The organism is Bradyrhizobium sp. AZCC 1678, assembly GCF_036924765.1.
Lineage (GTDB): Bacteria > Pseudomonadota > Alphaproteobacteria > Rhizobiales > Xanthobacteraceae > Bradyrhizobium > Bradyrhizobium algeriense.
Genome location: NZ_JAZHSE010000001.1, coordinates 2,008,705 through 2,026,292 on the forward strand (window position 1 = coordinate 2,008,705; position 17,588 = coordinate 2,026,292).

General features: G+C 63.2%; 18 protein-coding genes. 7 read left to right on the top strand and 11 right to left on the bottom strand.

Annotated features, from left to right (window positions below; genetic code table 11):
• Window positions 1–199 precede the first annotated feature (199 nt).
• Entirely contained in the window at window positions 200–526 is a 327-nt protein-coding gene (locus V1294_RS09550) for a hypothetical protein (RefSeq protein WP_334496597.1), read from the bottom strand.
• 145 nt (window positions 527–671) lie between these two features.
• On the opposite strand from V1294_RS09550, the gene V1294_RS09555 reads away from it, so the two are divergent.
• Window positions 672–1,271 carry a LabA-like NYN domain-containing protein gene (locus V1294_RS09555; RefSeq protein ID WP_334477379.1) on the top strand — a complete coding sequence of 200 codons (600 nt, stop codon included), beginning with the start codon at window positions 672–674 and terminating at the stop codon, window positions 1,269–1,271.
• Between the two features lie 140 nt (window positions 1,272–1,411).
• Here the strand turns inward: V1294_RS09555 and V1294_RS09560 are convergent, their stop codons facing one another.
• From V1294_RS09560 to V1294_RS09570, 3 genes are all read right to left on the bottom strand, one after another.
• Complete coding sequence (locus tag V1294_RS09560; RefSeq protein WP_334496599.1) at window positions 1,412–2,755, bottom strand: sensor histidine kinase; 1,344 nt, start codon at window positions 2,753–2,755, stop codon at window positions 1,412–1,414.
• Window positions 2,752–3,432 carry a response regulator transcription factor gene (locus tag V1294_RS09565; protein ID WP_334496601.1) on the bottom strand — a complete coding sequence of 227 codons (681 nt, stop codon included), beginning with the start codon at window positions 3,430–3,432 and terminating at the stop codon, window positions 2,752–2,754. Before V1294_RS09565 ends, V1294_RS09560 begins: the two co-directional genes overlap by 4 nt.
• Window positions 3,433–3,628: 196 nt before the next feature.
• Complete coding sequence (locus V1294_RS09570) at window positions 3,629–4,054, bottom strand: hypothetical protein (RefSeq protein WP_334496603.1); 426 nt, start codon at window positions 4,052–4,054, stop codon at window positions 3,629–3,631.
• Between V1294_RS09570 and V1294_RS09575 the strand changes: the two genes are divergently transcribed.
• A complete protein-coding gene (locus V1294_RS09575) occupies window positions 4,026–4,673 on the top strand; it encodes a MipA/OmpV family protein (protein ID WP_334496605.1) in 648 nt (215 codons plus the stop codon). The two genes, V1294_RS09570 and V1294_RS09575, sit on opposite strands and share 29 nt — an antisense overlap.
• 8 nt (window positions 4,674–4,681) lie before the next feature.
• A complete protein-coding gene (locus V1294_RS09580; RefSeq protein WP_334496606.1) occupies window positions 4,682–5,452 on the top strand; it encodes a hypothetical protein in 771 nt (256 codons plus the stop codon).
• A 122-nt stretch (window positions 5,453–5,574) separates the two neighbouring features.
• Here V1294_RS09580 and V1294_RS09585 read toward each other — a convergent pair whose 3' ends face one another.
• Both V1294_RS09585 and V1294_RS09590 read right to left on the bottom strand, forming a co-directional pair.
• Complete coding sequence (locus V1294_RS09585) at window positions 5,575–6,606, bottom strand: YcjF family protein (protein WP_334496608.1); 1,032 nt, start codon at window positions 6,604–6,606, stop codon at window positions 5,575–5,577.
• Complete coding sequence (locus tag V1294_RS09590; protein ID WP_334496610.1) at window positions 6,603–8,066, bottom strand: YcjX family protein; 1,464 nt, start codon at window positions 8,064–8,066, stop codon at window positions 6,603–6,605. Before V1294_RS09590 ends, V1294_RS09585 begins: the two co-directional genes overlap by 4 nt.
• Before the next feature lie 272 nt (window positions 8,067–8,338).
• On the opposite strand from V1294_RS09590, the gene trhA reads away from it, so the two are divergent.
• Window positions 8,339–9,037 (top strand): PAQR family membrane homeostasis protein TrhA, encoded by a 699-nt coding sequence (gene trhA, locus V1294_RS09595; protein ID WP_334496612.1) that lies wholly within the window; start codon window positions 8,339–8,341, stop codon window positions 9,035–9,037.
• Between the two features lie 27 nt (window positions 9,038–9,064).
• Window positions 9,065–9,859, top strand: a complete 795-nt coding sequence (locus V1294_RS09600; protein WP_334477390.1) for an SDR family oxidoreductase — start codon at window positions 9,065–9,067, stop codon at window positions 9,857–9,859.
• A 120-nt stretch (window positions 9,860–9,979) separates the two neighbouring features.
• Here V1294_RS09600 and V1294_RS09605 read toward each other — a convergent pair whose 3' ends face one another.
• Window positions 9,980–10,429 carry a hypothetical protein gene (locus V1294_RS09605; RefSeq protein WP_334496613.1) on the bottom strand — a complete coding sequence of 150 codons (450 nt, stop codon included), beginning with the start codon at window positions 10,427–10,429 and terminating at the stop codon, window positions 9,980–9,982.
• Window positions 10,430–10,549: 120 nt separating this feature from the next.
• Here V1294_RS09605 and V1294_RS09610 point away from each other — a divergent pair, with 120 nt between their 5' ends.
• On the top strand, window positions 10,550–11,164 hold the full coding sequence (locus tag V1294_RS09610) for a hypothetical protein (RefSeq protein ID WP_334496615.1): 615 nt from the start codon (window positions 10,550–10,552) through the stop codon (window positions 11,162–11,164).
• 66 nt (window positions 11,165–11,230) lie between these two features.
• Here V1294_RS09610 and mdlC read toward each other — a convergent pair whose 3' ends face one another.
• The 4 genes from mdlC to V1294_RS09630 all read right to left on the bottom strand — a co-directional run bounded on the left by mdlC (window position 11,231) and on the right by V1294_RS09630 (window position 16,235).
• Window positions 11,231–12,853, bottom strand: coding sequence for a benzoylformate decarboxylase (mdlC, locus tag V1294_RS09615; RefSeq protein WP_334496617.1), 1,623 nt, complete (start codon window positions 12,851–12,853; stop codon window positions 11,231–11,233).
• Between the two features lie 223 nt (window positions 12,854–13,076).
• The gene (locus tag V1294_RS09620; protein WP_334496619.1) at window positions 13,077–13,931 is read right to left on the bottom strand and encodes an FAS1-like dehydratase domain-containing protein; all 855 of its coding nucleotides are present in this window, start codon (window positions 13,929–13,931) and stop codon (window positions 13,077–13,079) included.
• Window positions 13,928–15,058 carry a CaiB/BaiF CoA transferase family protein gene (locus V1294_RS09625; protein ID WP_334496620.1) on the bottom strand — a complete coding sequence of 377 codons (1,131 nt, stop codon included), beginning with the start codon at window positions 15,056–15,058 and terminating at the stop codon, window positions 13,928–13,930. Before V1294_RS09625 ends, V1294_RS09620 begins: the two co-directional genes overlap by 4 nt.
• A gap of 10 nt (window positions 15,059–15,068) precedes the next feature.
• The gene (locus V1294_RS09630) at window positions 15,069–16,235 is read right to left on the bottom strand and encodes an acyl-CoA dehydrogenase family protein (protein WP_057855345.1); all 1,167 of its coding nucleotides are present in this window, start codon (window positions 16,233–16,235) and stop codon (window positions 15,069–15,071) included.
• A 127-nt stretch (window positions 16,236–16,362) separates the two neighbouring features.
• On the opposite strand from V1294_RS09630, the gene V1294_RS09635 reads away from it, so the two are divergent.
• Window positions 16,363–17,286, top strand: a complete 924-nt coding sequence (locus V1294_RS09635) for a LysR family transcriptional regulator (RefSeq protein WP_334477401.1) — start codon at window positions 16,363–16,365, stop codon at window positions 17,284–17,286.
• The last annotated feature ends 302 nt before the right edge of the window (window positions 17,287–17,588 follow it).

Genomic DNA, 17,588 nt, shown 5'->3' on the forward strand with positions numbered 1-17,588 from the left:
GGTGAACGGCTTTCTTGCCACCGTCGCCCCCAAGAAGCTTGCTTCTCAAGAACTTGACGCCAGCACCGCGGCGTCAGAACCACACGACTTCGCCGTACGCTCAAGCTGCACACGTCAGTCGCAGCTCTCGCGTCCATCGCATCTCACCGCGCGTTCGTGACGATGGCCAACGCCCCTCAATCGGGTGAGACGGGCGGAGTTATGGGACTGATTTGGCCTGCGGCGGAAGCGGAATATTTTTACGTGAATGGCTGGACAGGCTTTGACTGATTTGCCCGTCGTGTTGATTTGTCGCAGTCGTGCGCCGAGATTGTGCTTGCGCGCAAAGCAAATCAGTTCGCAGGCCGCCGTAACGACTACAAACCTTCGTATAGGTGCTGCATCCGTTTGTATCTACGCCGTTAACCAACGGACAATTGAGCGCCTGTGCCGCGCGCCTTATCGTCTCTGCAATCGGGTTCGGCTGCCGCAGGAAAATTTCACGGTCAAAGCGATCGAGTACAGCAGCAATATTAGAGCTGTCCATGGCGACGAGTCCCACTCTTTTCTACGAGTTGACGGTGAGTGCGGCCAGAGATGCCCGCAGGCGAATTTGTTGTGCCGCGCATCCAGACAGTAACCTGAAGTGACGTCTTCGTTTTCCTGCTATCCAATTTTGGGGTCATTGCTGAATGTCATCCTCCCTCGGCAAGATTGCGGTCCTGATCGATGGCGCCAATCTCTATGCGACTGCCAAAACGCTTGGTTTCGATATCGATTACAAGCGGCTACTCAAGGAATTCCAGAGCAGAGGCACGTTGCTTCGCGCGATCTACTACACCGCGATCATCGAGGATCAGGAATATTCGTCGATCCGGCCCTTGATCGACTGGCTCGATTATAATGGCTACACCGTGGTCACCAAGGCGACCAAGGAATACATCGACGCCAGCGGCCGCCGCAAGGTGAGGGGCAACATGGATATCGAACTCGCGGTCGATGCCCTGGAGCTCGCAGAACACGTCGACCAGATCGTGCTGTTCTCCGGCGATGGCGATTTCCGCTGCCTGGTCGAGGCGTTGCAGCGTCGTGGGGTCCGGGTGACCGTCGTTTCGACGATTTCGTGCCAGCCGCCGTTGATTGCCGACGAATTGCGCCGCCAGGCCGACGTCTTCACCGATCTGATGGAGTTGAAATCCAAGATAGGCCGCGACCCGTCCGAGCGACCGCCCCCGCGCGAGCTGCGTCAGCAGATGCCGGAGTTCCTGCAGCGCGCCACGAATAATGCGTGATCACGGCGATGGGGCTGTTCTCAAAGAGTGGAGGAGGCAGCAATGCGTGAACCAAACCTAAGGACAAGTAGCTGTCCACCACTGCTCCCAAACCATTAGCTCGGGTGAATCAGGCCGTCCCTACACTGACGGATCTGGTTTCACTCGGGCGTTCCAGCCGTCGCTTCCGGAAAGCGCAAGCTAGCGGTCGTCCCGCCGCCCGGGGTGGAGGTGATGATGAACTCCCCGCCATGGGCCGCCATGATCTCCTGGACGATCGAGAGGCCGAGCCCTGCGCCGTCTTCTGCGGCGTTGCCGGTCTGAAAGGGCTCGATGAACTTGCGCTCATCCCCCGGAGAGATTCCGGCTCCGTCATCGCGTATCGACACGCTACCGCGGCCGAGCATCGCCGTGATGCGCTTGGCGCCCTCCGCGTGGATCAACGCATTGCCGACTAGATTGGCCAAGGCGCTGCGGACGGCAGCCTCGACACCCTGCACGACCGCGGCATCCTCCTCGGCCTGCTCTAGCGACAATTCGATCCCCGCATCCAGCGCCGACGGGCTGAAATCGGCAAGCACGTCCAGCGTCACGACCGCAAGGTCAATCGGCCGTTTTTCAATCGCATGATTTTGCAGCCGTGCCAGGTCCAGCATGGCCGAGACCAGCGACGTCAGGCGACGCACATCGCGCACAAGCGCGATCTTCAATTGGGGGTCGGCCACATCCTCGATCCTGGCACGCAGCAGCGTCAGCGGCGTCCGCAGCTGATGGGCTGCATTACCGAGGAAACGGCGCTGCATCTTGATGTAGGTGTTGATCTCGTCGAAGGCGCGGTTCAGCGCCTCGACCAAAGGCTTGAGCTCGATCGGGACCTCATCAAGCGAAATCGACCCCGGCGGCGCCGCTGGGTCGATCGCGAGCGCGCGCCGCGTCACGCGATCGATGCCACGCGCTACGAACCGCCCCGACAACCACGCGCCGATCATCACCATCAACGCGAAGGCGAAGGCCAAAATAGAAAGGGGGAAGATGTTGCGACCGACGAGCGACCTCAGAACCTGGCCGAAGCGGACTTGCGCCCCGCCGATCATCATCACCAGATCGGACGGGCCCCATGGGATGACGGCCAAGCAGAACGTAGAGTTCTGGTCCAGCGTATTGAGGACCGAGAAACCGATCGGCCCGCTATAGGGAAGCGAGAACGGCAGGGCCGGCCTGTGCTCACCCCCGAACTCGGTGATCAACTTCTCGTAGGACACGACGTACCACAGGTTTGGGCTGAAGGATTGCAGCTCCTTGACACGGCGCGTGGACTGGGTGGTCAGCGCTCGGCCGGGATCGACGACCGCGGCGTCGTATAGAATGCCTGCAGCAACGCGGCACACGACCGGCTCGTATTCGCGTAGCTGGGACTGCCAGACGGTAATGGTGATCATAGCGAGGAAGATGGCCGTTGCAGCGAGGCCGAGCGAAAGCGCAAACGTCCGGGCAATCGACTTCATCGGCTCTGCGCCATCCGGAGCACATAGCCGATGCCGCGCATGCTGCGGATCTCGACATTGCCGCCAAGCTCGTACAGCTTCTTGCGAAGCCGCGAGACCTGCGCCTCCAGCGTGTTGGATTCGATCTCGTCATCGAAGCCATAGATCTCCTCGATCAAGGCAGCGCGGGTGACGACGCGGTCGCGGCGCATCAACAATGCGCCAAGGATCAGGGCTTCGCGCCGCCGCAACAAGACCTTCTTGTCGGCCACGACGGCGTCGTTGCTGCCGAGGTGCAGCTCCACGTTTCCGAACGACAACACCGGCTGAACGAGGAGCCGCGGCCGCCGCAGCACGGCGCGCACGCGGGCGATGAATTCATCCGGCTCGAACGGCTTGCTAAGATAATCATCCGCTCCGCCGTTGAGGCCTTCGATCACGTCTTCCTTGGTATCCTTTGCGGTCAGCATGATGATAGCCGGCCGTTCGGGCAACTGGCTTAACGCCGTGACGATCGCAAGTGCGTCCCCATCGGGCAACATGCGGTCGACGATCGCCAGATCGTATTTGAAGTTTTTCAGCGCGTGCCACGCGTCCGAAACCGATTCGACCGTATCGACCACACCGTGCAGTTGCGTCAGCAAGCGACTGAGATAGGCGCCGATCTGCGGTTCGTCTTCGATCACGAGGGAGCGCACAATGATCTTCCTTGCAGCAGGCGGCCAATAAAACCAGGGATCGTGACACTCCCTCTTTGGCCCGATTGTGGCGCTTCGGGCCAGGCGGACACTGTCTCTTACGGCAGGCGGACCGGCGAAGACAAGCTACGGGCAGATTGGGCATATCTCCCGGTCCTGCATAAAGAAAAACGTTCGGCTTCGGCTTAGGCAATGTTCAGGCAATATTTATCTGCTGCTCGATTTCGTCATCGTTGGACGTCGCGGGCGGCAATCTTGGGGCAATGTTGGCCAGCGATTTGGAGCGGGCTCGAATCCACACCAGCTGGCCCTGACAAAGAGGCCCGCCATCAGAGGCCCCTTTAATGAAGCATGCCATCGAAGCCGCCCTCCGCTTTCCCACAAGCGGAGCGCACCGAACTTTTTTCGCTACAACGCTCGCAGCCCTCAGCGCGACGGTGGCCGTCTTCGACCGCGCATCTGCCCAGACTGCATTCACGTTGCCGGCGCCCCCTTTTGAGCTGCCGTTGCTGCCGCCGGTGTCCGGAAACTGGACCGTCATGATCGGCGCGGAGGGCCGGTACAGGCCGGACTTTGTAGGAGCAAACCACAGCTTGTTCAGCCCGGTCCCGATCTTCTCCATCCGGCGCGCCGGTTCGGTAGATCAGTTTCGCAGCCCGCGCGACAACGCAAGCATCGCACTGATCGATTTCGGCGATCTGCGCGCGGGCCCTGCGGGCAAGTTCGTGTCGTCGCGAAAGGCAAGCAGCCATTCCGAGCTCTACGGTCTCGGCGACGTCAAGAGTGCATTCGAGCTCGGCGGCTTCATCGAATATTTTCCTGTCGACTGGTTTCGCGTGCGCAACGAGACCCGCCAGGGCTTTCGCGGCCATCAGGGCGTCGTCTCCGACTTCTCGGCGGATTTCATCGTGCCGGTAACGCGGGCGATCACTGTTTCGGCCGGCCCGCGCTTCACATGGGAAAGCGCGAAGGCCGTCTCGCCCTATTTCAGCGTCGACGCCGTTCAAGCGATGGCGACGGGGCTTCCGGTGTTCGACGCCAAGGGCGGTGCACACTCGGTCGGCGTGGGCGCACAGGTGAAGTATCGGATCAATCCGCAATGGGAGGTGCATTCCTACGTCGAATACGATCGGCTGCTCGGCGACGCGGCAAAAAGCCCGCTCGTGACGGCGCGCGGGTCGGTGAACCAGACGACGGTCGGCATCGGCGCGTCCTACTCCTTCGACTTCAAGATCCGGTAGGGAACGCGATGCGCACCACCAGTCGATACGCTTGGACCGCGATGGTCATCCTCCTTTGTATCCCGATGGCCATCCTTGCTGTCCTGAGCAGCGGCGCTCATGCATTGTTCGAGACCCGGGACGCAAAGCTCAAGTCGGTCAAGACCGTCGGCATCGTTTCGGCGATCGGCGATCAATTCACTTTAGCAAAGGCGGGGCTCACCGGTCTCAACAACGGCCCTCGAACCGTGCCGATCGCCTCCTGGAGTCTCGACGACCTGATCGTGCAGCAGGTGGCGGAGGCGCTGAGCATCCGCTTCCAGGTGCAGCCGGTCACCTATCCGCGCGCCAGCTTCGCGACGACCCAGGAATCGGCGATTACCGCCGTCAATCTCGTTCGCGGCGATCGGTTCAAGAAGCTCGTTCAGACCGAAGTGTCCCCGCAAGGGCTCGACGCCTACATCGTCATCACCAAGGCCAAAGCCTATTTCGGCGGCGGCAACCGAAAGGTGGAAGGCCTGGGCCTGATCACTTACAGCACGGTTCTGGAATCATTCCGCCTACTCCATGCGCTTTACGAGATCAGAGTTGTCGACGGCAAGACGTTCGACATCATCGAAAAGCTGGCCGCCGGGCCGCTCGACGAAGCATCGAGCGTCCGGCTCCCCGGCCCTAGCCTGGTGATCGACGCGAGTTTCGATGAGCGAGACGAGAACCTGCGTCGAGCGATCGTTGATCTCGTCATCCGCAGCCTTCCGAACACGCTGAGCGATATGCATCTGGTCAATCAGAAGCAGTAACCAGGAGAAATTGATCACACGGCGTTGCTGTTGGCGGCAAAGCCCGTCAACTCCGCGAGCGGCTGATGCCTGCACGATCAATCAGTTGCCGAGCAACATGGCGTCCTTGGCGGAATCGAATCTCACTCCTCCCCGTCACGCTTGCGTAAGAGATCCTTCGCGAGATCGGCGAGGGCGGGCCGCGGCAATGCGGTGAACGGCAGCGGGCGCGTCACGTCGATCGCGGCTAACCCCAGCCGCGCGGTGAGCAGGCCGTTCAGCACGCCTTCGCCGAGCCGTTGCGAGAGTTTTGCGGCGATGCCGTGGCCGAGCATCTGCTGCACCAGGCTGTCGCCGACCGCCATGCCGCCGGTGATGGCGAGGTGGCCGATGACGTGGCGCAGCAGGCTGATCATGCCGAGCGTGCCGGGCCGGCCGCCATAGAGCCGCGCCAGTTGCCGGATCAGTCGCATCGCGGCGACGAATACGAACAGCACGTCGATCAGCGCGCGCGGAGACACGGCCGTGACGACCGAGACGCGTTGCGCGGCCGTTGAAACCAGCCTGCGCGCCTCTTCATCCAGCGGCGCCAACAATTCGCGCTCGGCGAGCTTGATCATGTCGGCGCCGTCGATGATGTCGTCGGCATGGCTCACCAGCGTGGCGCGCGCGCGGGCCAGTTGCGGGTTCTGATGCGCGAGCTTGAGCAGGTCGTTGACGACAGCGCGGCTCTCGGCGCGGTCGTCGCTGCGCAGCACTTCAGTGGCGCGCTGATGCAGTTTTTCGATCGCCGCCAGCCGCGCCAGCCCGAAGGCTTCGCGCCCTATCACAACCGCCAGCGCCAGCGCCGCGGCGGCCGCGAATGCCAGCGCGACGTAGCCCAATGTCTGGCTACGCGCAAACAGGTCCTCGATCAGGTTGACGATGCCAAGTCCGAGACCGAGCAGCACCAGCCCGCCGGCGGCAGACCAGAACAGCGTGCCCCAGCGAAAGCCGCGGCGTGCCGGGACACGCGGCGCATCGATCGGCACCGGCAGGGTCGCAGGATCGGCTTCGGGCGTGATGTGCACGGTGCCGCGCGCGGGGCGTCCGGTTTCATCCGGGCCCATCACGGTCACGCCGGGATCGTCGAGCTTGAACGTCGCCGGCCGCCGGTGCGGCGTCTTCTCGCTCATTGCAGTCGGTCTCCGATCAGGAACTGGAGGGCGCGGTCAAGGCGGATGTGAGGCAGCGCGGGCTCGTCGCCGGCCGTGTGCTCCAGCAGCGGCGGCCGGAAGCGCAGGAAGCGGAAATCGGCGTGTTCGGAAGCGGTGCTGGAAAGGCCGCGAAAGCCGCCGTTGAACAATTCCTCAGGGTCCGCGGGCAGGTCGCCCGGAAAGGTCGCGACTTCGGTCTCGCCATCGAAGGCCTCGCCATTGGCGCTCTCGCCGGGCGCGGGCGTGCCGATGATGGACGGCAGCTTTTCGCGGCCACGCGCGACCTGCGCCTCGCGGGTGGCGCGCACCGCCGATAGCGCGACCACGTCGATGGCAGCCCCCGCATATTCGGCACGCTCAGTCGCCTTGGCGACCGCCCGCCGCAGCACGGCTTCCAGCCGGTCATGGCTCTGGTGGTGCAGGTGATCGGCCTTGGTGGCTGCAAACAGAATGCGATCGATCCGGGGACGAAAGAGGCTGCTCAGGATCGTGCTGCGGCCGATGCGGAAGCAATCGAGAATGCCCGACAGCGCGGCTTCGAGATCGTGCAGCGCTTCCGGCCCGGCATTGAAGGCTGCGAGCGCATCGACCAGCACGATCTGGCGGTCGAGGCGGGAAAAATGATCGCGGAAGAACGGGCGCACCACGACATCCTTGTAGGCCTCGTAACGCCGGCGCATCATCGCCCACAGCGAGCCGTCGGGCGCGCTGCCGTCGGCCGCGACATCGAGCGGCGCAAAGGTCAGCGCCGGCGAGCCTGCGAGATTACCCGGCATCAGGAAGCGCCCGGGCGGCAGCAGGCTCATTGCAAAACGTTCGTCGCGGCAGGCGCGCAAGTAATCCGTGAACAATTTCGCCGCGGCGAGTGCCGCCTGTTCGTTCTCGCGGCCCTCTGCATCAAGCGTCTTCAGATGTTCGTGCCACGGCGCAGCGAGTTTCGCGCGCGGGCCCTCGCGCGACAGGGCGAGGCTCTCGGCCGACCATTGCTCAAAACTCTTGTTGAGCAGCGGGAGATCCAGCAGCCATTCGCCGGGGTAATCGACGATGTCGATGGTAAGCGTGCGGTCGGCGCCATTCTGCCGCTGGTAGTCAATGACGAGGCGCAGTTCGCTGATATCAGTGGTCGAACTCGGCCAGCACCGCTCCTCGATCAGGGTGCGGACATGGTTCTCATAATCGAAGCGCGGCACCGCATCGTCCGGCTGTGGCTCCAGCCGGGCGCGGGCGATCCGGCCCGTGGCATAGGGCTCGAAGACCGGAAACCTGCCGCCGCGGGTCAGGCCGTGGATCAATGCGGTGATGAACACGGTCTTGCCGGCGCGCGACAGGCCTGTGACGCCGAGCCGCACGGTGGGATTGAAAAAGCTGTCGCCGTAGTCCAGCAGCGCCCGCGCCGACAGGCGCGCTTCCTCGACGATGTCTGAAAAACTGGGGGCCATGCGGGCGTGGAAGGCTCGAAACAAGCGTTGGTGGGCGATGTCAGGAAAGTGGCGATTGGCGGGTCAAAATCAAGCGTCCGTGATCGCCTGAGGACGGGATCCTCGGGGATATCCGGCCGTCACCGGCAGCACGAAAATGCCACGGCGGTGGAATACTGGCATCATTCGCGAATGCGAAGGATGACGGCCTTCAGGGCGGTGGCGTTGAACGGCTCGTTGACCTCGGAAGACCCACGTCTTAATCGCTCCCTCACCAGCTTCGGTGGACCTGCATGACCATATTCAGACTGAAACAATTCGCCTCGACATCCTTCCATGCGGCGGCCGACGCCATGCACTGGAACTACGACCGCGCCGAGCTGATCGCCGATGGCGTCGTGCATATCGTAGGCGTCTGTCTGGGGCTTGTCGCCGCCACCGCGCTGATCGTGCTGACTGCTGTCTATGCCAGCGGGTTCGAGGTTGCGGTGGTATCGGTCTACGTCGTGGGCCTGCTCGCGATGCTGACATTGTCGGCGGTCTATAATCTCTGGCCGGTGTCGCGCGCCAAATGGGTGCTGCGCCGCTTCGATCATTCGGCGATCTATCTCTTGATCGCCGCCACCTATACGCCGTTCATCGTGACGCTGAAGGAGAGCTATCTCGCGATAGCGATGCTGATCGGGGTGTGGTGCGTTGCGATCGGGGGCGTGGTGTTGAAGCTGGCGTTGCCGGGGCGATACGATCGATTGGCCGTGGGGCTCTATCTCGCGCTGGGCTGGAGCGGCGTGATGCTCGGCGATGCCGTGATGAAGGCGGTGCCGCCGCTGGCGCTGGGCTTCGTGGTGGCGGGCGGCGTGCTCTATAGCCTCGGCGTGATCTTCCATGCCTGGCAGCGGCTGCGCTTCCAGAACGCGATCTGGCATGGCTTCGTCTTGCTCGGCGCGGCGTGCCATTATACGGCTATTCTCGATATGATGATCTTGACGTAAAATAATAACAAACGGGAGGAGCGGGCCATGCAGGTGACGGGCAAAGTCGTGGTTGTCACCGGTGGCGGCAACGGCATCGGGAAGGCGATGTGCGAGGCCTTCCATCGCGCAGGCGCGGCCAAGGTTGTTGTCGCCGATATCGATCCCGATGGCGCGCGAGCCGTCGCCACCCCGATCGGTGGGGCGGCCTTCAAATGCGATGTCGGAAAGGAGAAGGACGTCCATCACGTCATCGAGGAGACCGAGCATCAATTCGGCCCGATCGCGCTGTTCTGCTCCAATGCCGGCATCGGCGGCGGCTTCGATCCATTGTCGGTCAACGCCGGCGGAAACTCCGACGAACCGTGGCAGCGAAGCTGGGCCGTTCATGTTATGGCGCATGTCTATGCGGCGCGGCACCTGATTCCGCGCATGAAGGCACGCGGCGGCGGCTATTTCCTCAACACGATTTCGGCGGCGGGCTTGCTGTCGCAGGTCGGCAGCCCGGCCTATTCGACCACCAAGCATGCGGCGGTCGGCTTTGCCGAGAATCTTGCGATCTCGCACAAGGCCGACAACATCAAGGTATCGATCCTGTGCCCGCAAGGCGTCGACACCAACATGCTGCGCTCGATTCCGAAGGGCCCGCAATCCGGCGACGGCGATCTTTCGCCGGAACAGGTGGCGCAGGACGTGCTGAAGGGACTGGAAGAGGAAACCTTTGTGATCCTGCCGCACCCCCAGGTGCTCGGCTACATGCGCAAGAAGACCGAGAATTACGACCGCTGGATCGCAGGCATGGCGAAGATCCAGGCGAAGATGCGGGAAAGTTACGGGAAGTGAGAACGTAGCCCGGATGGAGCCAACGGGTCGCGCGAATGCGCGCCCGATGGCTCCATCCGGGCTACGAATTTTCTCAATTGAGAAGGGCGGTCCTTCGGCCGCCGTTCCCGACAATCTCTCTTACTGGCACCTGTGCATCTGGCCGTCTTCCAGGCGGACCATTGTGCCGGGCTGGCAGATGATGCCGTTGCGCGCCGCGTAGTCCTGGCTCCATACGCCCGGGCCGCCGTAATAGGCGCCGCCATAATAGGCTTGGGGGGCGCCGCCGCCCGCGTAGGGGCCGCCGCCGTAATAGGCGTAGGGACCGCCGCCGGCATAGTAAGCCGCCGTCGTTCCGGCTGCGACGGCACCGGCGCCCACCGCGGCCGCATTGGCCGCGGCCCGCCGCGGCTGCCGCCGGGTAACGCGCGGGGTCGATGGATCGGCCGCCGCTGGATCACCCACCTGTGCCTGCGCGCGCTCGATCGACAGCGAAACGCCCTTTTGTTCGCTCCAGTCAAACGAAAGCATGGTCGCGCATGCCAAGACGGAGACCGCGAGGGCAGCTTTTCCGAGACTTGTCTTACTCATGACGTTCACTCCAGGGTTGCCCCATACCGAATTCTCGTGCGAGCGTAGAGGGCCGTCAAGTGGTGCCGCGTGCGGAACTTGCAGACGAATTGTCGAGCCTTTGAATCAAGCAGGGGTTTCATGAGCTGGCGTGCCTGGCCATTCGGAAAAGCTCCACCGGCGCCGGATGCTCCGCATGCGCTGCTGGCTGACATCGAGAAGCAGGGCAAACAATATCTCGACGACGTCGATAACGGAAAATGGGTCTATCCGGCCTGCAAGCGGGCGTCGTCGGATGCCGGCGCCGACAAGGAGCAGATCTGCAACCACACGCGGCTGGAAGCCGTGCGTTATCTGCTGACGGTGCCGCGGGGCGAATTCAGGCTGCTCGCCGAGCCGGATTCACAACCGGCGATACTGGACGGCTATCTTCGCCAGTTGCCGCACGATGAAACGGTGATCGAATTCACCGGCAACACGATGAGCGATCTGGCGATCGCCGTCATCGCCGGATTCAACTGGCTCAATCATTGCGCCGGCCTTGCCGGGGCCGACCGCAGGAAGTTTTCCGGAACGCTCAACCACTTTCGAAGGGTTGCGATGTCGGCTCAGAAATGGTGGGAGATGAAGGGCGCGAAAGAGCGCTACGCGCAACTGTTGCAGGCGCAGCAGGAGCCGCCGCTGTTTCTGTATCTGGTCTGGGCGGATTATGGCCGGCTTGCCACGGAGATCGCCGCGGCGCGAAGAACACCGTAGCCCGGATGGAGCCAACGGGTCGCGCGAATGCGCGCCCCGTTGGCTCCATCCGGGCTACGAAGTCACTCAGCCCTTCTGCGCGTAGAGCAGCGGCACGGCGGAATCCACCATCACCTCGATCAGGCTGGTGCCATCGTGCGCGAGACCATGCTTGAGCGCGCCTGCGAGTTCGGATGATTTCGTCACCCGCACGGCGTGGCAGCCCATGCCTTCGGCGAGTTTGACGAAATCGATGCCCGGCAGTTCGAGGCCCGGCACGTTGCGCACCTGCATCACCTGGCTGAACGAACGCATCGCGCCATAGCCGGCGTTGTTGATGACGACGACCGTGAGCGGCAGCTTGCGTTGCGCCGCGGTCCACAGCGCCTGGATCGAATACATCGCTGAGCCGTCGCCGATCAGGCAGACGGTGCGTGTCGCCGGTCGTCCCAGTGCCATGCCGACGGCGGCGGGCAGGCTGTAGCCGAGACCGCCGCTCGACATGGTGTAAAAGCTGTCCTGGCCGCGCATCGGCATAAATTTTTGTATCGCCGGCCGATGCGAGGGCGCTTCCTCCACCAGCACCGCATCGGCGGGCATGGCTTGCGACAGCGAATGCAGCAGGAATTCGACCGGAAGCGGATCGGCGGCTGATGGCGCGGGCGGCAGCGTGCGACCTGTCGGCATCGCGCGCGTCGATTCCGGAAGCAGGTCGAGCAGCGTTGCCAGCGCCGGCTTCATGGTCGCGATGATGCTGGCGCCGGATGGCGTGACGGCAGCGGCGTCCGGATCGTCGGTAATCTGGAAGATCGTGGTCGCGCCATCGAAGATCGCGGCATGGCCCTCGACATGGAAGGTGAACACCGGCGCGCCGATCACTACCACGAGGTCATGATCGCGCAGCGCCTCCGATAGCTCTCCCGGCGAGGCGTGCAGGAAACCTGCGAACTGCGGATGACGTTCCGGGAATGAGCAGCGCGCCGAAAACGGGCTGACCCAGACCGCCGCCTTCGTCTTCTCCGCGACCTGCACCATCAGGTCGACGGCCGCCGCGCGATCGACGCCAGGGCCGACGACGAGGGCAGGGCGCTTGCTCGCCGACAGCGCGACAACCAGCGCCTTCATCGCCTCCGGATCGGGGCCGAGTTCGCGGCTGACGCGGCGGGCTTCGATCGGCTGCGTCGGGCGCGTCCAGTCGTCGATCGGGATCGAGACAAAGGTCGGCCCGCACGGCGGCTGCATCGCAACGTAATAGGCCCGCGCGATCGCCGCCGGCACGTCTTCGGCGCGCGCCGGCTCGACGCTGTATTTGACATAGGGCCGCGGAAATTCGGAAGCGCGCTCGGCGTAGAGAAAGGCCTGCAGCGGCAGGATCGAACGCGCCTGCTGCCCGGCGGTGATTACCAGCGGGGTCTGGTTGCGGTGGGCGGTGTAGATATTGCCGAGCGCATTGCCGACGCCGGCGCCGGAATGCAAATTGACGAAGCCGGCGTTGCGGGTCGCCTGCGCATAGCCGTCGGCCATGCCGACGACGGAGGCTTCCTGCAGGCCGAGCACGTAATCGATGTCGTCGGGCCAGTCGCTGAGGAATGGCAGTTCGGTCGAGCCGGGATTGCCGAATACGCGCTTGATGCCGAACGCGCGGAGCAGGCCGAAGGTGGCGTCCTTGACGGTGGTGGTGGCGGGTTTGGCTGGTTTGCGGGACGACATTAGGTGACTCCCAACTTGATCTAGAGCGTTTTCCAGCGAAGTGGAAACCGGTTCGCGTTAAGAAAACGCGTCAAAACAAAAATCTAGAGCCCCCGTTCCGATTCTATCGGAACGGAAAAGGCTCTAGCGTTCCGTCATTGCGAGGAGCGAAGCAACGAAGCAATCCATACTTCCCGCACGGAGGTATGGATTGCTTCGCTTCGCTCGCAATGACGGTGAAAAATCACCACGTCGCCGTGCCCTTCATCGTGGGCTGCCCTTCGGCATTTGCGATCCACAGCTCCATGCCGGCGCTGGTTTCGTTGCCGTTGATCGTAAACTCGCCGCCCTCGAACAGCGGCTGCACGCCGCGATAGCTGAACTTTTTCGGCGCGCTGTCGCCGTGAAGTCTTGCGGCGAATTCGACAATCAGCGCCGCCTGCAGCGGGCCGTGGAAGATCAGGCCGGGATAGCCCTCGATCCTGGTGACGTAGTCGCGGTCGTAATGGATGCGGTGGCCGTTGAAGGTCAGCGCCGAATAGCGAAACAGCAGCACGGGATCGCTGACATGGCTTTCGCGATGCTTTGCGATCGGCGGCGGAGGAGGCGCCTTGGCTGATGCGACTGGCGCCGCGCCGCCCATGTCGCGATAGACGATGTCCTGCCGCTCGCGGATCGCAACCCCGCGCGGCGTCGTGATCGTGTGTTCGACGGAGACGAAGCAGAGCACGCCGGTGGAGCCGGTCTTCATCGTCACGTCTGAAATGCGGGAGACTCGCGTCGATTCATCGCCGACGCGCAGGGGCTCGATGAATTCGATTTCGCCGCCGGCCCACATCCGGCGCGGCAGCGGCACCGGCGGCAGAAAACCGCCGCGGGTCGGGTGGCCGTCGGGGCCGAGCTGCGACATCGGAAACACCGGCTGCGCCAGGCACCAATGCGTGGTCCACGGCGCTGCGTCGCCTGTCTTCGGCTCGCCGATGTCCTGGAACAGCGTCGCGCGCAGGCCCTTCACAAGCTGTGCGGTGACAATGTCTGACGCTTCCGTGCTGCGGCCGATCCACTGGCGCAGATGGTCGAGGTTCAGAGCTGCTGTCATGACTGGTGGCTCCTGATGCGCGGAGCGGTGGGAATTTCGACATGGTCGCCGATCCCTGGCACGGCGCCATAGTGCCTGTTCTCACCGACGAAGATTGCGGCGGGCGCGGCATAGCTCACCTTGCCGTTCGGCGTATCGACCTCGATCCGGCGAAGATGCGGGTGCACGGCGAGGTCGGCCATGGTGTTCACTTCGGCGAACGCAATATCGGCGTCGGCGAGGCGTTTCAACAGATCGACGCGCGTCATGGTCGCAAAACTGTCGGCCACCGTCTTGTCGGTGAGTGAGCGGTTGCGCACGCGCTCGACCATGTTGGCAAACCTGGGATCGTTGGGCAGGTCGGGTTGATCCAAGACTTCCGCGCAAAGCTTCTTCCATTCGCGCTCGCTCTGGATCGAGATCAAAATGCCCTTGCCATCCCTGGAATTGAACACGCCATAGGGCGCGATCGAGGGATGGGCCAGCGCCATCCGCTTCGGCGGATTGCCGGCTTCCGCATTGATCAGCGGCACCGCCATCCAGTCGGCCATCACGTCGAACATCGAGATCCGGATGTCCGCGCCCTTGCCGGTGCGTCCGCGCGCGATCAGCGCTTCGAGGATCGATGCATGCGCGGTGGCGCCGGTCGCGATATCGACCACCGATATGCCGACCCGCGACGGGCCTTCGGGGCCGCCGGTGATCGAGGCAAGGCCACTCTCGGCCTGGATCAGGAGATCGTAAGCCTTGCGATCGGCATAAGGGCCGTCGTCGCCATAGCCCGAGATGGTGCAGCAGATCAGCGCCGGATAATCCTTTCGAAGCCGCTCCAGCGAGAAGCCGAGCTTGTCCATCGAGCCGGGCTTGAGGTTTTGCAGCAAGACATCAGCGCTCGCGATCAGCTCTTCGAGCGCGGCGCGGCCTTCCTTGGTGGCGAGATCGATCACCACGGAATTCTTGCCGCGGTTGAGCCAGACGAAATAGCTGCTCTGGCCTTTTGCGGCGGCGTCATAGCCGCGGGCGAAATCGCCCTCGGGGCGCTCGACCTTGACGACATGCGCGCCGGCGTCCGCCAGCCTGGAACTGCAGAACGGTGCGGCAACCGCCTGTTCGACGGAGACGACGATCAATCCTTCCAATGGCAGCATCGCATCTCACTCAGTAGGAGCGGGGCAGGCCGAGCACGTGCTCGGCGACGTAGGACAAGATCAGATTGGTCGAGATCGGCGCAACTTGATACAGCCGCGTTTCACGGAACTTGCGCTCGACGTCGTATTCTTCCGCGAAGCCGAACCCGCCATGGGTCTGCACGCAGGCATTGGCCGCTTCCCAGGAGGCATCCGCCGCCAGCATCTTGGCCATGTTGGCCTCGGCGCCGCAATCGAGCCCCGCCTCATATTTGCGGGTGGCTTCCTTCACCATCAGTTCGGCCGCGCGCATCGCGGCGTAGGCCTTCGCGATCGGAAACTGGATGCCCTGGTTCTGGCCGATCGGACGGCCGAACACGGCGCGCTCCTTGGCGTAGGCGGTGGCTTTCGCGATGAACCATTTGGCGTCGCCGATGCATTCGGCCGCAATGAGGATGCGCTCGGCGTTCATGCCTGACAGGATGTAGCGGAACCCCTTGCCTTCATCGCCGATCAGGTTTTCGGCCGGCACCCGCATGTCCGTAAAAAACACTTCCGTGGTGGCGTGGTTCATCATGGTGCGGATCGGGCGGATCTCGAGGCCCTTGCCCTTGACCTCGCGCATGTCGACGATGAACACCGAAAGCCCATCGGTGCGCTTCTTGGCCTGCTCCTTCGGCGTGGTGCGCGCGAGCAGGATCATCAGGTCGGAATGTTCGGCGCGGCTGGTCCAGATCTTCTGGCCGTTGACGATGTAGTGGTCGCCGTCACGCTTGGCGACGGTCTTCAGCGAGGAGGTGTCGGTGCCGCTGGTCGGCTCGGTGACGCCGAAGGCCTGCAGCCGCAATTTGCCGCTGGCGATCCCGGGCAGGTATTTTGCTTTCTGGGCGTCGTTGCCGTGCCGCAGCACGGTGCCCATCGTGTACATCTGGGCGTGGCAGCCGCCGCCGTTGCACCCCGCCCGCTGGATCTCCTCCAGGATCGCCGCCGCCGCCGAAAGCTTCAGCCCGGAGCCGCCATATTCCTCGGGGATCAAGACCGAGAGGTAACCGGCCTCCGTCAGCGCGTCGACGAACTCCTTCGGGTACGCCATCTGGCGGTCCAGCTTGCGCCAGTATTCGCCGGGGAACTGGGCACAGAGCTTTGCGACGGCGTCGCGGATGTCGTGGAATTCGTCTTGTTGTTCTTGTGCGGTCATTTGATTTTCTGGCGATGGATGCGGGTTGATGTCAATTGCCGAGGTGGCGGGCCGTTGTGAAATCGCGGCCGGTCTCCTATGCTGAATTGTTATAGCGTATGAACCTGCCTTCGAAGATTGGCAAGCAATGGATATCAGGCAGCTCAGGACCTTCAGTTGCGTGGCGGAGCTCGGCAGCCTTAGCAAAGCCTCCGATACGCTGCGGGTGGCACAGCCGGCGCTGAGCCGCCAGATCAAGCTGCTCGAGCATGAATTGCGGGCCGAGCTGTTTACCCGGAACGGCCGCGGCATGGTGCTGACCGATGCCGGCCGCCTGCTGCTGGCGCGGACGGCGGGCATCGTCCGGCAGATCGACCAGGTGCGCGACGAGATCCAGTCCGCCGGCGGTCCGCCGTCGGGCCGCGTGGTGCTCGGGCTGGTGCCGACCGTGAGCTGCGTGATTTCGGCGCGGCTCGCCCGGCGCACTGTCGACAGATATCCGGGCATTTCGCTCTGCATCGTCGAAAGCTACAGCGGGCATCTGATGGAATGGCTGCACCGCGGCGAGATGGATCTGGCGCTGATCTACGGGCCGTCGAGCGATTTGCATCTCACCGTACAAAGTCTTGGCCGCGATCCCATCGTCGCCGTGGGGCCGCGCGGCAGCGGGTTGTCGCAAAAGAAGCAGGTCGATATCGGCTGGCTGCTGAAACAGCGCCTCGTGCTGCCGAGTCATTCGCACGGTCTCCGGGCGCTGATCGAGCAGGCGGCGGCGAAGAAGAAACTGAAGCTCGACGTCAAGCTGGAAGCGGATTCGTTTCGGGTGCTGACCAGCCTGGTCGAGGAAGGGTTGGGATACACGCTGTTGCCACCTTCCTCGGTGCGCCACGAAGTGGCCAGCGGCCGGCTGGAAACAGCTGCGATCGCAAAACCGTCGCCGATGCGCGAACTGACCCTTGCTTCTCCCATCGATCATCCCGGCTCGACTGCCATCACGCTTGTGACCGAGCTGCTCCGCGACGAACTCACCGCCTGCCGCGAAGAAGGCCTCTGGGACATCAGGCTCGCCTGAGCCGATGTAAGGGCCTGCGGACTGGCTTAGAACAAAACGATCCAGCCGGGCATTCTCATCTGGCTACAGCAGTCATGCCGCAATTGTATAGGGCGGGGCTGGGCTTGCCGCCGAACCTGACTTCGCATCTTGCGTTGGCTCCCGACACGAGGTGTGCCTCTGCAAGAGGACAGATCCAGCCAAGGCATCCTGCTCGATGAAAAATCGCAGGAGTTGCCGAAGAATAAAGAGCCGGCCCAGACAGCACGGCATCGATAGAAATCTGCGGACGGCGCGCAAGCCAAGCGAGAGGACAAGCAATG

Excerpts from the sequence above, each read along its gene's own strand:
- V1294_RS09550 (WP_334496597.1), bottom strand. The coding sequence starts at position 526 with ATGGACAGCTCTAATATTGCTGCTGTACTCGATCGCTTTGACCGTGAA.
- V1294_RS09555 (WP_334477379.1), top strand. The coding sequence starts at position 672 with ATGTCATCCTCCCTCGGCAAGATTGCGGTCCTGATCGATGGCGCCAAT.
- V1294_RS09560 (WP_334496599.1), bottom strand. The coding sequence starts at position 2,755 with ATGAAGTCGATTGCCCGGACGTTTGCGCTTTCGCTCGGCCTCGCTGCA.
- V1294_RS09570 (WP_334496603.1), bottom strand. The coding sequence starts at position 4,054 with ATGGAGAAGATCGGGACCGGGCTGAACAAGCTGTGGTTTGCTCCTACA.
- V1294_RS09580 (WP_334496606.1), top strand. The coding sequence starts at position 4,682 with ATGCGCACCACCAGTCGATACGCTTGGACCGCGATGGTCATCCTCCTT.
- V1294_RS09585 (WP_334496608.1), bottom strand. The coding sequence starts at position 6,606 with ATGAGCGAGAAGACGCCGCACCGGCGGCCGGCGACGTTCAAGCTCGAC.
- V1294_RS09590 (WP_334496610.1), bottom strand. The coding sequence starts at position 8,066 with ATGGCCCCCAGTTTTTCAGACATCGTCGAGGAAGCGCGCCTGTCGGCG.
- trhA (WP_334496612.1), top strand. The coding sequence starts at position 8,339 with ATGACCATATTCAGACTGAAACAATTCGCCTCGACATCCTTCCATGCG.
- V1294_RS09600 (WP_334477390.1), top strand. The coding sequence starts at position 9,065 with ATGCAGGTGACGGGCAAAGTCGTGGTTGTCACCGGTGGCGGCAACGGC.
- V1294_RS09605 (WP_334496613.1), bottom strand. The coding sequence starts at position 10,429 with ATGAGTAAGACAAGTCTCGGAAAAGCTGCCCTCGCGGTCTCCGTCTTG.
- V1294_RS09610 (WP_334496615.1), top strand. The coding sequence starts at position 10,550 with ATGAGCTGGCGTGCCTGGCCATTCGGAAAAGCTCCACCGGCGCCGGAT.
- mdlC (WP_334496617.1), bottom strand. The coding sequence starts at position 12,853 with ATGTCGTCCCGCAAACCAGCCAAACCCGCCACCACCACCGTCAAGGAC.
- V1294_RS09620 (WP_334496619.1), bottom strand. The coding sequence starts at position 13,931 with ATGACAGCAGCTCTGAACCTCGACCATCTGCGCCAGTGGATCGGCCGC.
- V1294_RS09625 (WP_334496620.1), bottom strand. The coding sequence starts at position 15,058 with ATGCTGCCATTGGAAGGATTGATCGTCGTCTCCGTCGAACAGGCGGTT.
- V1294_RS09630 (WP_057855345.1), bottom strand. The coding sequence starts at position 16,235 with ATGACCGCACAAGAACAACAAGACGAATTCCACGACATCCGCGACGCC.
- V1294_RS09635 (WP_334477401.1), top strand. The coding sequence starts at position 16,363 with ATGGATATCAGGCAGCTCAGGACCTTCAGTTGCGTGGCGGAGCTCGGC.